General features: G+C 73.1%; 12 protein-coding genes. 7 read left to right on the top strand and 5 right to left on the bottom strand.

Annotated features, from left to right (window positions below; translation table 11 throughout):
* Positions 1 to 32: 32 nt before the first annotated feature.
* The 4 genes from GA0070611_RS10400 to GA0070611_RS10385 form a co-directional block, all read right to left on the bottom strand.
* Positions 33 to 1,268 carry a nucleotide disphospho-sugar-binding domain-containing protein gene (locus GA0070611_RS10400; protein ID WP_091661638.1) on the bottom strand — a complete coding sequence of 412 codons (1,236 nt, stop codon included), beginning with the start codon at positions 1,266 to 1,268 and terminating at the stop codon, positions 33 to 35.
* A 7-nt stretch (positions 1,269 to 1,275) separates the two neighbouring features.
* Positions 1,276 to 2,580 carry a lipopolysaccharide biosynthesis protein RfbH gene (gene rfbH / locus GA0070611_RS10395; RefSeq protein WP_091661633.1) on the bottom strand — a complete coding sequence of 435 codons (1,305 nt, stop codon included), beginning with the start codon at positions 2,578 to 2,580 and terminating at the stop codon, positions 1,276 to 1,278.
* Positions 2,581 to 2,665: 85 nt separating this feature from the next.
* Positions 2,666 to 3,445 (bottom strand): SDR family NAD(P)-dependent oxidoreductase, encoded by a 780-nt coding sequence (locus GA0070611_RS10390; protein WP_091661628.1) that lies wholly within the window; start codon positions 3,443 to 3,445, stop codon positions 2,666 to 2,668.
* A 56-nt stretch (positions 3,446 to 3,501) separates the two neighbouring features.
* Positions 3,502 to 4,107 (bottom strand): dTDP-4-dehydrorhamnose 3,5-epimerase family protein, encoded by a 606-nt coding sequence (locus GA0070611_RS10385; protein ID WP_091661623.1) that lies wholly within the window; start codon positions 4,105 to 4,107, stop codon positions 3,502 to 3,504.
* A gap of 151 nt (positions 4,108 to 4,258) precedes the next feature.
* Between GA0070611_RS10385 and rfbB the strand changes: the two genes are divergently transcribed.
* The 5 genes from rfbB to GA0070611_RS10360 all read left to right on the top strand — a co-directional run bounded on the left by rfbB (position 4,259) and on the right by GA0070611_RS10360 (position 9,538).
* Entirely contained in the window at positions 4,259 to 5,227 is a 969-nt protein-coding gene (gene rfbB, locus GA0070611_RS10380; protein WP_091661617.1) for a dTDP-glucose 4,6-dehydratase, read from the top strand.
* Between the two features lie 23 nt (positions 5,228 to 5,250).
* Complete coding sequence (locus tag GA0070611_RS10375; protein ID WP_091661613.1) at positions 5,251 to 6,216, top strand: NAD-dependent epimerase/dehydratase family protein; 966 nt, start codon at positions 5,251 to 5,253, stop codon at positions 6,214 to 6,216.
* An 83-nt stretch (positions 6,217 to 6,299) separates the two neighbouring features.
* Positions 6,300 to 7,526, top strand: a complete 1,227-nt coding sequence (locus GA0070611_RS10370; protein ID WP_157740288.1) for a nucleotide disphospho-sugar-binding domain-containing protein — start codon at positions 6,300 to 6,302, stop codon at positions 7,524 to 7,526.
* Between the two features lie 106 nt (positions 7,527 to 7,632).
* Positions 7,633 to 8,247: a TetR/AcrR family transcriptional regulator C-terminal domain-containing protein gene (locus tag GA0070611_RS10365; RefSeq protein ID WP_091661605.1), complete on the top strand. Its 615-nt coding sequence runs from the start codon at positions 7,633 to 7,635 to the stop codon at positions 8,245 to 8,247.
* Positions 8,248 to 8,317: 70 nt separating this feature from the next.
* A complete protein-coding gene (locus GA0070611_RS10360; protein ID WP_091661600.1) occupies positions 8,318 to 9,538 on the top strand; it encodes a nucleotide disphospho-sugar-binding domain-containing protein in 1,221 nt (406 codons plus the stop codon).
* 351 nt (positions 9,539 to 9,889) lie between these two features.
* On the opposite strand, the gene GA0070611_RS10355 is transcribed toward GA0070611_RS10360, so the two are convergent.
* Entirely contained in the window at positions 9,890 to 10,918 is a 1,029-nt protein-coding gene (locus GA0070611_RS10355) for a methyltransferase (protein ID WP_091661597.1), read from the bottom strand.
* Between the two features lie 232 nt (positions 10,919 to 11,150).
* On the opposite strand from GA0070611_RS10355, the gene GA0070611_RS10350 reads away from it, so the two are divergent.
* Together GA0070611_RS10350 and GA0070611_RS10345 are read left to right on the top strand one after the other, a co-directional pair.
* Entirely contained in the window at positions 11,151 to 12,506 is a 1,356-nt protein-coding gene (locus tag GA0070611_RS10350) for an NAD(P)/FAD-dependent oxidoreductase (protein ID WP_197675899.1), read from the top strand.
* A gap of 20 nt (positions 12,507 to 12,526) precedes the next feature.
* On the top strand, positions 12,527 to 13,957 hold the full coding sequence (locus GA0070611_RS10345) for a cation:proton antiporter (RefSeq protein WP_091661592.1): 1,431 nt from the start codon (positions 12,527 to 12,529) through the stop codon (positions 13,955 to 13,957).

Here is a 13,957-nt window from a genome sequence, read left to right as displayed (position 1 = left end):
TCGATGGATCTGCTCGGCGGGCGGGGTGGTGGTCATGCGGTGACGAGTTCGCCGGTCCGGGCCAGCCGTTCCAGCGGCCCGACCAGGTCGGCCGGGGCGGGTTGGCCGGCCATCTCGTCCCGGACGGCGTGCGCCGCCTCCCGGTGGGCCGGGTCGTGCAGCAGGGCGTGCAGGGCCCGGTGGATCTCGTCGGGCGCGGCGTGCCGGGCCGGCAGGGTCAGCACCGCGCCGGTGCCGGCGAGCCGCCCGCTGACCAGCTCCATGTCGTTGCTGACCGCCAGCGACAACTGCGGCACCCCGGCGGCGGCCGCGGGCATCAGGCTGTTGGCGCTGCCGTGGTGGACCACCACGTCGCTGGTGGCCAGCAGCATGTGCACCGGGAAGTTGCGCAGCACCCGCACCTGCGGGGGCAGCTCACCCAGCGCGTCGACCTGCCGGTCGCCGGCGGTGAGCACCACGTCCGCGCCGGCCGCCACCGCGGCGTCGACGGCGTCGCGCAGCGCCGGCATCCGGGTGCCCCACATCGCGGTCGCGGCGTTGCCCCAGATCACGCAGACCCGGGGCCGCGCCGGCCGGTCCAGCACCCAGGGCGGCATCGCGCCCGGACCGTTGTACGGCAGGTAGCGCACCGACAGCCGGGTGGCGCCCGGCATCGGCAGCGCCACCGACCGGGGCGACGGGTCGACCACGTACCGGATCCGGTCCCGCCCCCAGGAGCCGAGACCGTGCCGGGCGAACGAGCCGGCCGGGTCGCCGGGGCTCATGTCCTCCCCGTCGACGATCTCGACGGTGCCGAACAGGCCGGGTGGGTGGAAGACCGCGGGCACCCCGGTGACCTCGGCGGCGAGCGCGCCCTCCTCGCTCATCAGGTCCCACAGCACCAGGTCCGGACGCCAGGCGCGGGCCAGCGCGACGGCGGCGTCACCGCTGCGGCGCATCGTCTCCAGCGTCTCGTCCCAGACCCGGGACCAGGCGGCGTCGAGGTCGAAGGCGTCCGGGTCGTCGACCGGCTCGCCGGTGAGCGGGTGCGGCGGCAGCTGCGCGCCGGCGGCGCGCGCCTCGCCGTAGCGGGTGAGCCGCTCCAGCAGCATCACGTCGGGCCCGTGCAGCACCGGCACCGGGACCAGGCCGGCCTCGGTGACCGCGCCGGCCTGCTCCGGTACGCAGGCGACCCGGACCTCGTGCCCGGCGGCCTGCAGGGCCCAGGCCAGCGGCACGGTGCAGTAGTAGTTGCCGCGCCAGTTCGAGACGGTCAGCAGGATCCGCACGGCGGCCTCAGCGCTCCCGCGCGACGAACTCGCGGATCGAGGCCACCATGTAGTCGATCATCTCGGTGGTCAGCGCCGGGTAGACGCCGATCCAGAAGGTGTGCTCGGTGACGATGTCGCTGTTGGTCAGCTCGCCGACCACCCGGTACTCCCGGTCGGAGTAGGCCGGGTGGCGGGTCAGGTTCCCGGCGAAGAGCAGCCGGGTGCCGATCTTGCGGGACTCCAGGAACTGCACCAGCTTCGCCCGGGTGAACCCGGCGTCGGGCTTGACGGTCAGCAGGAATCCGAACCAGCTCGGCTCGCTGTCCGGGGTGGGCTCCGGCAGGATCAGCCCCGGCAGCCCGTCCAGCCCCTCGCGCAGCCGGGTCCAGTTGCGCTGCCGGGCCGCGCCGAACTCGTCGAGGCGGCGCAGCTGGCTGAGCCCCAGCGCGGCCTGCAGGTCGGTGGTCTTCAGGTTGTACCCGACGTGCGAGAAGATGTACTTGTGGTCGTAGCCGAACGGCAGGTCACCGAACTGGAAGCCGAAGCGGCGCAGGCAGCGGTCGTTCTCGCCCGGCTCGCACCAGCAGTCCCGGCCCCAGTTGCGCAGCGACTCGATGATCCGGGCCAGCGCCAGGCTGTTGGTCAGCACGCAGCCGCCCTCACCCATGGTGAGGTGGTGCGCCGGGTAGAAGCTCACCGTGGACAGGTCGCCGAAGGTGCCGGTCGGCCGGCCCCGGTAGGTGGAGCCGACCGCGTCGCAGTTGTCCTCGATCAGGAAGAGGCCGTGCTCGGCGGCGAGCTCGGCCACCTCCTGGACCGGGAACGGGTTGCCCATCGCGTGGGCGATCATGATGGCCCGGGTACGCGGACCGATCGCCGCCGCGATCCGCTCGGCCGTGGTGTTGTACGTCGGCAGCTCGATGTCCACGAAGACCGGGACGAGCTGGTTCTGCAGGATCGGGTTGACGGTGGTGGGGAAACCGGCGGCGACCGTGATCACCTCGTCACCGGGACGCAGCCGCCGGTCCTCCAGCCGGGGTGAGGTCAGGGCGGTCAGCGCCAGCAGGTTCGCCGACGAGCCGGAGTTGGTCAGGTGCGCCTTGCGGAGCTTGAACGTGCGGGCGAACTCCCGCTCGAACCGGACCGAGCTGGTGCCCGCCGCGATCTGCATCTCCAGTGCGGCCTCGACCAGTGCCACCCGGTCGCTCTCGTCGAGCACCGCGCCCGAGGGCAGCAGCGGGGTGACACCCGGGACGAAGGCGGAGGGCCGGCTCGCTTCCTGGTGGTACTTGCGTACCTGTTCCAGCAGCAGCGCCTTGGCTTCGTTCATGTCATCGCCTTTCAGCGGACGTCGCCGCTCGGTCGGACCCTGCCCGGCTGCGGATCGTGGATCCGGCAAGCTCTCCGGCCGGCGGTCAGATGATCAGGTTGCCGCCGGCGACCGGCAGGAAGACGCCGGTCAGGTAGGACAGCTCGTCGCTCGCGAGCACCGCCACCGCGGCCGCGATCTCCTCCGGCTCGGCCACCCGGCCCAGCGGGATCTGCGAGATGTACGCCTTGACCTTCTCGGTCACCGACGGGTCGCTCGACGCCCGCTCCAGGGCGGCGCTGCGGATCGCCCCGCAGACCACGGTGTTGAACCGGACGTTGCTCGGGCCCAGCTCCAGCGCCAGGTACTTCATCGCGGTCTCCACCGGGACCTTGGGCAGCGCGTGCCCCAGTCCGCTGTGGACGATCTTGCGGGGGAAGGTGTCGGAGATGTAGATGACCTGCCCGGTGCCGCGCTCGGTCATCGAGGGCAGCGCCGCCCAGACCGGCACCATCGAGGCCAGGAACTGCGCCTGCATGCTCTCGGCGAGCTGGCGCACGGAGTGCGCGGTGGCCGGGCCGCGCAGCACGTCGGAGAAGCCGGTGGCGTTGAGGACCAGCACGTCGACCGGGCCGAGGCGGCGGTCGACCTCGGCCAGCATCCGGGTCACCTGCTCCTCGTCGGCGGCGTCCGCCTGCACCGCGACCGCCCGGCCGCCGGACTCCTCGATGGACCGGACGACCTCGTCGGCGCCGGCCGCGGAGCTGAAGTAGTTGACCGCCACGGCCGCGCCGCGCCGGGCGAGTTCCCGGGCGATCACCGCGCCGACGCCGCGTCCGGCGCCGGTGACCAGGACGACCTTGCCGTCAAGTGGGGAGTCTGTCATGGCGGGCACCGTATTTTCGGGGGCTAGAGGGCTACTTGAGGGGCCTTGGGAGCGGCTCAGCGCTGACTGCGCAACTTCTCGTACAGCGCCTGACAGTCCGCCCAGGTGGGCAGCAGGCCCCGATCGGCGGCCTCGGCCAGCGTCGGCGCCTTGGCGTTCTTCTCCGAGATCACCGGCTCCTCGGTGAGCCCCCACGGCAGCGCCAGCTCCGGGTCGAGCGGGTTGACGTGCAGGTCCACCTCGGGCATGTACGGCGTCGAGCAGTGGTAGTTCACGCAGGTGTCGTCGGTGAGCGCGAGGAAGGCGTGCCCCAGCCCCTCGGCCATGTAGACCGCGGCGGCCGACTGGGCGTCGAGCCAGTTCACCTCGTAGCGGCCGAAGGTGGGGGAGCCGACCCGGATGTCCACGACGATGTCCAGGATCGCGCCGCGTACGCAGGAGACGAGCTTGGCCTGGCCGGGCGGGACCATCGTGCTGTGGATGCCGCGGATCGTGCCGCGCCGGGACACCGAGCAGTTGGTCTGCTCGATGTTGAGCGGGTGACCCACCGCGTCGGCCAGCAGGTCCCGCTTGAACGGTTCGTAGAAGCGACCACGCAGGTCGGAGTGCTGCTGCGGGACGACCCGGAAGACCCCGGGAAGACCCAGCTCAGTGATCTTCATGCCGGGGACGCTATGGCCCGCCCTTCGAGCATCGCTGGAACGCCGGAGGCGGCGGCGGAGTCGACCGCGGGTCGAGTGGTTCTCGACGTGCGGGACGGACGCTGCCCCGGCACCGGCACCCGTACGTCCAGCCGATGGAGGCTTCGCTCAGATGAGGATCCTGGTCACCGGTGGAGCCGGCTTCATCGGCTCCCACTACGTCCGCAGCCTGCTCGACGGCCGCTACGCCGGCTACGAGCAGGCCGGCGTGACGGTCGTCGACAAGCTCACCTACGCCGGCAACCCGGCGAACCTGCCCCAGGACGACCCCCGGCTCACCTTCGTCCGGGCCGACATCTGCGACCTGGAGGAGCTGGTCGAGACGATGCGCGGGCACGACGCGGTGGTGCACTTCGCCGCCGAGTCGCACGTGGACCGCTCGTTGCACGGCGCGGCGGACTTCGTCCGGACCAACGTGGGCGGCACCCAGTGCGTGCTGGAGGCGGCGCTGCGCACGGGCGTCGGTCAGGTGGTGCACGTCTCCACCGACGAGGTGTACGGGTCGATCGACTCCGGCGTCTGGACCGAGGAGTCGCCGCTGCTGCCCAACTCGCCGTACGCCGCCTCGAAGGCCGGCGGCGACCTGATCGCCCGCGCCTACTGGCGCACCCACGGCCTGGACGTGCGGATCACCCGCTGCTCCAACAACTACGGCCCCTACCAGTACGTCGAGAAGCTGATCCCGCTCTTCGTCACCAACCTGCTCGGCGGGAAGCCGGTGCCGCTCTACGGCGACGGCCTGAACGTGCGGGAGTGGCTGCACGTCGACGACCACTGCCGGGCCATCCAGCTGGTGCTCACCCACGGCGCGGCCGGGGAGATCTACAACATCGGCGGCGGTGCGGGCATCACCAACCGGGAGATGACCGAGCGGCTGCTGGAGCTCTGCGGCGCGGACTGGTCGATGGTCCGCCAGGTCGAGGACCGCAAGGGCCACGACCTGCGGTACGCCGTCGACGACACCAAGATCAGGACCCAGCTCGGGTACGCCCCGCAGCACCCCTTCGCCGACGGGCTGGCCGGGACCGTCGACTGGTACCGGGACCACCCGGACTGGTGGAAGCCGCTCGTGTCCGCCTGAGCCCGTACCCGCTGGAGGTTGCCATGTCCCCGCGCACGGGTCCGGTCGTCGTCCTCGGCGGCGCCGGCTACGTCGGCCGGCACGTCTGCGCCGCCTTCGCCGCCCTCGGCCGCGAGGTGCTGGTGGTCGGCCGGCGGCCGGCCACCGGCCTGGACCACCCGCAGCTCACCCTGGACCTGAGCGCGGCGCCCGTCGGCGAGCTGGTCCGGCTGCTCGACACCCACCACCCGACGGTGGTGGTCAACGCGGTCGGCGGGGTGTGGGAGGTGGACGACGCGCAGATGACCGCGTCGAACACCACCGCGACCCACCGGCTGCTGGAGGCGCTGTCCGGGGCGGCGACCCGCCCCCGGCTGGTGCAGCTCGGCTCGGTGCTGGAGTACGGCTCGGTGCCGGCCGGCGAGCGGGTCGGCGAGCGCACCCCGACCCGGCCGGAGAGCACGTACGGCCGGACCAAGCTCGCCGCCACCACCGCGGTGCTGGGCGCCTGCGCCGAGGGACGGGTGCGCGGCCTGGTGCTCCGGCTGGCCAACGCGGCCGGCCCGGGCGCGCCCACGGTGAGCCTGCTCGGCCGGGTCGCCGACCGGCTGGTCCGGGTCCGGGCCGGCGTCGCCGACCCGGTGGTGGAGCTGGGGCCGTTGCGCGCCTGCCGGGACTACATCGACGTGCGCGACATCGCCGACGCGGTGGTCGCCGCCGCCGCGGTGCCGGCCAGCGGCCGGACGGTGGCCATCGGGCGGGGCGAGGCGGTGCCGGTCCGCGACCTGGTCGATCTCCTGGTCGAGGTCAGCGGCGTCGCGGTGCGCATCGTCGAGTCGGACCGGGCCTCGTCGAGGCGCACCGGGGCGGACTGGTTGGCGGTCGACCCGGCCGGCGCCCGCGAGGTGCTCGGTTGGGGGCCCCGGCGGTCGCTGCGGGAGGCGGTCGCCGCGCTCTGGGCGGAGGCCGTCGGGTACGGCGTCCGCGACGCCCTCCCGACCGGGCGTTGAACCGCGTTCGAGGCGGCCCGCGCAGGGTGGACCTCGGCAGCGCCGGCCACGGCGGCGGCACCGACGCACGGCGGGAGGCCGGGATGCGTGTCCTCTTCACCACCTCGAACTGGGGTGGTCACTACTTCTCCATGGTTCCACTGGGTTGGGCGCTCCAGGCCGCCGGGCACGAGGTCCGGGTGGCCTGCGTGCCCGCGCAGGTGCCCACCATCAACCGCACCGGCCTGGTGCCGGTGCCGGTGCTGGACAGCCCGGACACCGCGTACTGGGCCCGGCTGGCCGGCTACCAGGAGGCGCTGGATGCGCCCGAGGGTCAGCGCTGGCTGCCGCTGCACCCGGTCACCGGCAAGCGGGTGCACAGCCTCGACGAGTTCGACGTGGCGGAGGCGGCCGGCCGGTTCTACGCCGAGTGCGCCGAGTCGCTGGCCCGCAGCTACGACGCGGCGGTCGAATTCGGCCGGCGCTGGCAGCCCGACCTGGTCTGCTACGACCTGATGAGCACCGAGGGGGCGCTGGTCGGCCGGTTGCAGGGGGTGCCGGCGGTCTACTGCCCGCCCGGCCTCTTCGGCGCCGTCGAGACCGAGACCGGCATCGACATGGGCCTGGACGACCCGACCGGGTCGTTCGCCCGGCACGGCGCCGCGCCGTGGAGCCGCGACCAGATCGAGTACGTGGTCGACCCGTCGCCGGAGTCGGCGCTGCCCCCGCACGGTGCGGCCCGCCGGCTGCCGGTGCGGTACGTGCCGTACAACGGGCCGGGCGGAGTGCCGGAGTGGGCGCTGACCAAGCCGGCCGGCACCCGGATCGCGATCTGCTGGGGCTACTCGGCCACCGCCATGTACGGCGTCGACGCGCCCGCCCTGCCGGCGGCGGTCGCCGCGGCCGTCGCCACCGGCGCGGAGGTGGTCCTCACCGCCAGCCCCGAACAGGTCGAGGCGCTCGGCGAACTGCCGCCGTCGGTGCGGGTGCTGCGCGACTTCCCGCTGCACCTGCTGCTGGCGGTCAGCGACGCGGTGATCCACCACGGCGGGGCGAGCCACCTGATGACCGGCGCGGCGGCGGGCATCCCGCAGCTCGCCCTGTCGATGGCGACCGAGCAGATCACCTTCGGCGAGCGGATCGCCCGGACCGGAGCGGTCATCTCGCTGCCCGGCCGGGCCGCCTCGGCCACCGAGATCGAGCTGGCCGTCAAGGCGCTCACCGGGGACCCGGCGTACGCGGCGGCCGCCCGCTCGGTCCGGGCGGAGCTGGACGCCCACCCCACCCCGGCGGAGCTGGTCCGTACGCTGGCCGAGCTGGCCGGCCGCTGACCGCGCGGCACCGGCCGGGCCGCACCCGCGGGCCCGGCCGGTGGCCCTCGAACGGTGTTAGGCTTGCCGACGGCGGTAGTCGTCCTGCGGAAGACGGTGGATTCGGGTGGAACGGGAGACGGTCGTCCGCGCCGCGATCGAGCTGCTCGACGAGGTGGGGCTCGACGGCCTCTCGCTGCGCCGCCTCGCCACCCGGCTCGGCATCCAGGCGCCCACGCTCTACTGGTACTTCAAGAGCAAGCAGGAACTGCTCGACCAGATGGCCATCGCGGTCATGGAGCCGCCGGAGACCCGCGAGGCCCCCGACCCCGGCGCGCCCTGGGACGAGTGGCTGAGCTGGATGGCGCGGGGGATGCGCGCCGCCGTGCTCGCCCACCGCGACGGCGCGCTGCTGGCCGCCCGGGCCCGCCCCACCGAACAGCAGTGGGACGCCCTGGAGTTCATCGTCTCCGCGCTGGTCGCCAGCGGGTTCTCCGCCGACGACGCGATGCGCGGGATCGGCGCGCTGACCAACTACGTGCTCGGCACGGCGCTGGAGGAGCAGCAGGCCGGCGCGGACGAGGCCGCCGTCGCCGGCCGGATCGACCCGGCCCGCTGGCCCACCCTGGCCGCCGCCGTCACCCGCGACACCGACCACGAGCAGCGCTTCGAGCACGGGCTGCGGATGCTGCTGGCCGGCATGCGGGCCACCCGCACCAGCGAGGCCCCGGCTCGATCCTGACTTGACCGGCCGTCCAGCGTCGGGGGCCAGCATCGCCGGTAAAGCCCCTACGACGGGAAGGCACACCGGCATGCGCCTGTTGTTCACCACCTACGCCGAGCGGGCGCACCTGCTGCCCATGGTGCCGCTCGCCTGGTCCTGCCTCACCGCCGGTCACGAGGTCCGCGTGGCCACCACCCCGGCGCTGATCGAGACCGTGGAGCGGACCGGCCTGCCGGCCGTCTCCGTCGGGCACGACATCGACGTCGAGACCCGGTTGGCCCGCGGCGACCTCGCGCCGCGCAACGCCCGCGCCGACGACCCGGCCGACGCCGTCCAGGCCCGGGTGCTGGAGAACATGGCCCAGCTGATGTTCGACCACTGCACCGCGATGTCCGGCGACCTGGTCGCGTACGGCCGGCAGTGGAAGCCCGACCTGGTGGTCTTCGACCCGGTCACCTACGCCGGCTCGGTCGCCGCCGAGGTGCTCGGGGTGCCCTCCGTCGGTCACCTCTACGGCATGGCCCGCCTGCTGCGCCTGGAACTGCGCGGCCTCACCAGCGCCGAGCCGCTCCCCGGCTACCTGGAGCTGTTCCACCGCTTCGGGGTCGAGGCGCGGATCGACCCGACCGCCTGGGTCGACCCCCGCCCGGAGAGCCTGCGCTGGTCCGAGGAGGACGCCGTGCTCCCGGCCGCCTCCATCAAGCAGCGGATCCCGATGCGCTACATCCCGTACAACGGGCCGGGCGCGGTGCCGGGCTGGCTGCGCACGCCCTCGGAGAAGCCGCGGGTCTGCATCACCTGGGGCACCACCCAGCAGCGCAAGATGGGCGTCAGCGTCATCGACTTCTTCCGCGAGGTGGTGCACGCCGTGGCCGAGCTCGACGTCGAGGTGCTGGTCACCGTCGGCGCCGCCACCCCTGAGTACGTGGCCCGGCTGGGCACCCTGCCGGCCAACGTCCGGCCGGTCGGCTGGGTGCCGCTGAACATGCTCCTCGCCGGCTGCGACGCGATCGTGCACACCGGGGGCACCGGCACCATGATGACCGCCGCCGCGTGCGGGGTGCCGCAGCTCGGCATCACCCGGATCCTGGAGGGCGTCTACAACACCGACCAGCTGGTGAGCACCGGCGCCGGCATCAAGCTCTCCGAGGAGGGCTGTGACTTCGGCGCGGTCCGCGACGCCGTCTCGGCGCTGGTGCACGAGCCGGCGTACCGGGCCGCGGCGACCCGGCTGAAGGCCGAGATGGAGGCCCAGCCCACCCCGAACGACGTGGTCGGCAGCCTGGCCGACCTGGTCGCCAAGGGCTGAGCCCGCCCGACACCGACCACGGCCCGCCTCCCCGGTCGCACCCCGGGAGGCGGGCCGTGGCGTGCCCGGAACCGGCTCGGTCACCGGCCCGGTCACCCCGCGCCGGCCCGCATGCCCCGATCCCGCCCGGTCGCCGACTCGCCCGCCTTCGGGTACCCCCTCCCGGCGCCTTTGCTCTGCTTCAGCCCACGCAACACTTCCGGGCCATTTGTGTTGCGTCCGCTGAAGCAGAGCAAAGGCGCTCCATACCCCTCCGCCGGCAGGCGGCGCTGTCGTCCTCTCGACGGCACGAAGCGCCGGCGGTGGGGGCCGCCGGCGCTTCGTCTCGGGTGTCGCTGGGCTGTGGGGGGATCAGCCCTGCGGCACCACGCTCTCCACCATGTGCAGGTACGGCCCGACCGGGCGGACGTCCCGCACCTCCAGGCCGGCCTGCTTGACCAGCTCGACGAGGCCGTCGCGGGTGTGCTTGCGGCCGCCCACGTTGAGCAGCAGCAGCAGGTCCATCGCGGTGGTGAAGCGCATCTCCGGGCTGCCGTCGACCAGGTTCTCGATCACCACCACCCGGCTGCCCGGGCGGGCCGCCTTGACCACGTTGCGCAGGGTGGTGACGGTGCTGTCGTCGTCCCACTCCAGGATGTTCTTCAGGATGTAGACGTCGGCCTCGACCGGGATCTCGGCCCGGCAGTCGCCGGGCACCAGCCGGGCCCGGTCGGCGAGCGCGCCGCCCTCGCGCAGCCGCGGGTCGGCGGCGGCGACCACGTTCGGCAGGTCCAGCAGCACCCCGGACAGCTCCGGGTTGCTCTCCAGCAGGGTGGCGAGCACGAGGCCCTGGCCGCCGGCGATGTCGGCGACGGTACGGGCGCCGGACACGTCGAGCACCCGGGCCACCACGTCGGCCGAGAGCTGGCTCGACTGGGTCATCGCCCGGTTGAAGACGTCCGCCGACTCGGGCGCGTTCTTGTGCAGCCAGCTGAAGAACTCGTCGCCCCAGACCTCCTCGTTGACGCCCCGGCCGGTGCGTACGGCGGTGTCCAGGTGTCCCCAGACCTGCCAGGTCCACGGCTCGGTGGCCCAGAGGATCATGTGACGCAGGGAGCGCGGGTGGTCCTCGCGCAGCAGCCGGGACAGCTCGGTGTGGGCGAAGGTGCCCGGCTCGGGCTCGGCGAAGACGCCGTGCACCACCAGGGACCGCATCAGCCGGGTGAGCGCGTCCCGGTCCGCGTCGACCGCGCCGGCCAGGGTGGGGATGTCGGTCTGCTCGTCGAAGGCGTCCGGCAGCCGCAGCCGCGCCGCCGCGCGGACGGCCGCCGCGTAGCCGGCGCTCAGCGCCAGCCCGCGCAGCCGCATGACGGCGTCCGGCAGGGAGTTGGTGCTGGTCATCGCAGACCGCCTTTCCGTCGATCGGGATCGTCCGCCGTCCGCCGTCGGTGTCGGGGCGGCACGGCGCGAACCGTAGGCAGCGGCGGTCGATTCCGCTTCGAGCCGTGACGGACCGCCCCCGCTTCGAAGCGGCATCGAACCGACCTCCAGCCCCGGCTGGCAGCCTCCGGGCAGGTCGGGCCCGGCGCGCCCGCCGGCACTGACGAAGACGCCGTAGGGAATGGAGAGCGCAATGTCGGTGGAGTACGACTACGACGTCGCCGTCATCGGCGGCGGCCCGGCCGGTTCGACCATGGCTTCGTACCTGGCCAAGGCCGGGCTGTCGGTGGCGGTGTTCGAGGGCGCGGTCTTCCCCCGCGAGCACGTCGGCGAGTCCCTCGTCACGGCCACCAACCCGGTGATGAAGGAGATCGGCGTGCTGCCGAAGGTGGAGGCCGCCGGCTTCCCCCGCAAGTACGGCGCCGCCTGGACCTCGGCCGACAACCGCCCGATCAGCCCGCTCGACTTCGACGTCAGCTCGCACGGCTGGGGCACCGCGGAGATCCGCTACTCCGAGCGGCCCCGGGCCAACGACGACCGGGAGTACGCGTTCCACGTCGACCGGGGCGCGTTCGACCTGATCCTGCTCAAGCACGCCGAGGAGTTGGGCGCCAAGGTGTTCAGCGGGGTCCGGGTCAACGGGGTCGACTTCACCGACCCCGACCGGCCGCTGGTGCGGGCCAAGGTGGGCGGGCAGCGGGTCGAGGTGCCGGTGCGGATGGTGGTCGACGCCAGCGGCCGGCAGACCCTGCTCGGCAACCAGCTCAAGGTCAAGGTGCCCGACCCGGTCTTCAACCAGTACGCGATCCACACCTGGTTCGACGACCTGGACCGGCAGGCCCTGGCCCGCGACCCGGAGCACGCCGACTACATCCACGTGCACTTCCTGCCGCAGGAGGACACCTGGGTCTGGCAGATCCCGATCACCGACACCATCACCTCGATCGGCGTGGTCACCCAGAAGGCCCGGTTCAAGGCGGCCAAGGACGACCTGGACACGTTCTTCTGGGACACCGTGGCCAGCCGCCCCGACCTGGAGAAGGCGCTGCGCGAGTGCCGGCAGCTGCGACCGCTGAAGACCGAGGGCGACTACAGCTACGCGATGCGCCAGATCGCCGGCGACGGCATGGTGCTGATCGGCGACGCCGCGCGCTTCGTGGACCCGATCTTCTCCAGCGGCGTCAGCGTGGCGATGAACAGCGCCCGGCTGGCCGCCAAGGACATCATCGCCGCCAAGGAGGCGGGCGACTTCCGGGTCCACCGGTTCGACAACTACGTCAACACGCTGCGCAAGGGCGTCAACATCTGGTACGACTTCATCTCCATCTACTACCGGCTGAACATCCTCTTCACCGCCTTCATCGACGACCCGAAGTACCGGATGGACGTGATCCGGATGCTCCAGGGCGACGTCTACGACGGCCCGGAGCCGCCGGCGCTGCAGGAGATGCGCGACTTCGTCAAGGCGGTGGAGGAGGACCCCACCCACCTGTGGCACGACCGGCTGGGCAACCTCAGGGCGTCCGCGGCCGGCGCGGCGCTGTTCTGAGCGGGTCGGGGGAGCCGCCCGTGAGCGCCGTGTCCGACCGCCGGCCCGACGCCGGCGGTCCCCGCCGCCACCTGATCGCCTGGTACGCCGTGCTGGTCGTCGGCCCACTGCTCCTCGCCCTGCTGCTGCTCAGCCGGGGTGGGCACGCCGACGACCGGTCGGCGGTCGAGGTGCCGACCCACGCTCCCGACGTGGTGTCGCACCTGCTGCTGTCCCTGCCGGTCGTCTTCGCCGCCTGTTGGGCGGCCGGCTGGGCGTTCCGCCGGCTGGGGCAGCCGGCGGTGATCGGCGAGATCGTCGCCGGGGTGCTGCTCGGCCCGTCGCTGCTCGGCTGGCTCTGGCCGGCCGCGTACCACGCGCTCTTCCCGCCCGTCCTGCTCCCGGCGATCAACGTGCTGGCCCAGGTCGGCCTGGTGCTCTTCATGTTCCTGGTCGGCTACGAGCTCAACCTGGCGCTGGTCCGCCGGCGCGGGCAGGTGGCGGTGCTGGTCAGCAACGTCAGCATCGCGGTGCCGTTCCTCGCCGGGGTGGCGCTCGCCTTCGGGCTGCGGTCGCTGATGGGGCCGGCGGTGAACTTCCTGGGCTTCGCGCTCTTCCTCGCGGTCTCGATGAGCGTCACCGCGTTCCCGGTGCTGGCCCGCATCCTGCACGACCGGGGGATGAGCCGGCAGCCGGTCGCCTCGCTCGCGCTGGCCTGCGCCGCGGTGGACGACATCACCGCGTGGTGCCTGCTGGCGCTGAGTACGGCCGTCGCGGCCGGCACCTCCGGCTGGGACGCGCTCTGGACGGCGGTCCTGACGGTGGCGTTCGTGGCGCTGATGCTGGCGCTGGTCCGGCCGCTGCTGGCCCGGCTGGTCGCGCCGCCGGACGGGCGACGCCCGCTGCTGCCGCCGAGCGCGGTGCTGCCGTTCCTGCTCGGTGGGCTGATGGTGTCCGCGCTGATCACCGACAGGATCGGCATCCACCCGGTGTTCGGCGCGTTCCTGTTCGGCGTGGTCACCCCGCGCGGCGTACGCGGCGTGGTGCGGGCCACCAGGCAGGTGCACGGGCTCACCCTGACCCTGCTGCTGCCGCTGTTCTTCGTGGTCACCGGCCTGCGTACGCGCTTCGGCCTGCTCGGCTCCGACGTCGGGCTGTGGGGGCGCTGCGCGCTCATCGTGGTGGTGGCGGTGGCCGCGAAGTGGGCCGCCAGCACGCTGGTCGCCCGGCTGTCCGGGGTGGACCGGTGGGAGTCGTGGTCGCTCGGCGTGCTGCTGAACTGCCGCGGCCTCACCGAGCTGGTGGTGCTGAACATCGGCCTGGAGCTGGGCATCATCGACCAGACCCTGTTCACCATGCTGGTGATCATGGCGCTGGTGTCGACGGTGCTGACCTCGCCGGCGCTCTCCCTGATCGACCGGATCCGCCGCCGGCACGCCGTACCCGCCGAGCCGGCCCCGGTCGCCGGCTGA

Origin of the sequence: Micromonospora auratinigra, assembly GCF_900089595.1 — a bacterium.
Classification (GTDB): Bacteria; Actinomycetota; Actinomycetes; order Mycobacteriales; family Micromonosporaceae; genus Micromonospora; species Micromonospora auratinigra.
Note: the sequence above shows the minus strand (reverse complement) of the source record. Positions and strands in the feature narration are given on the sequence as shown.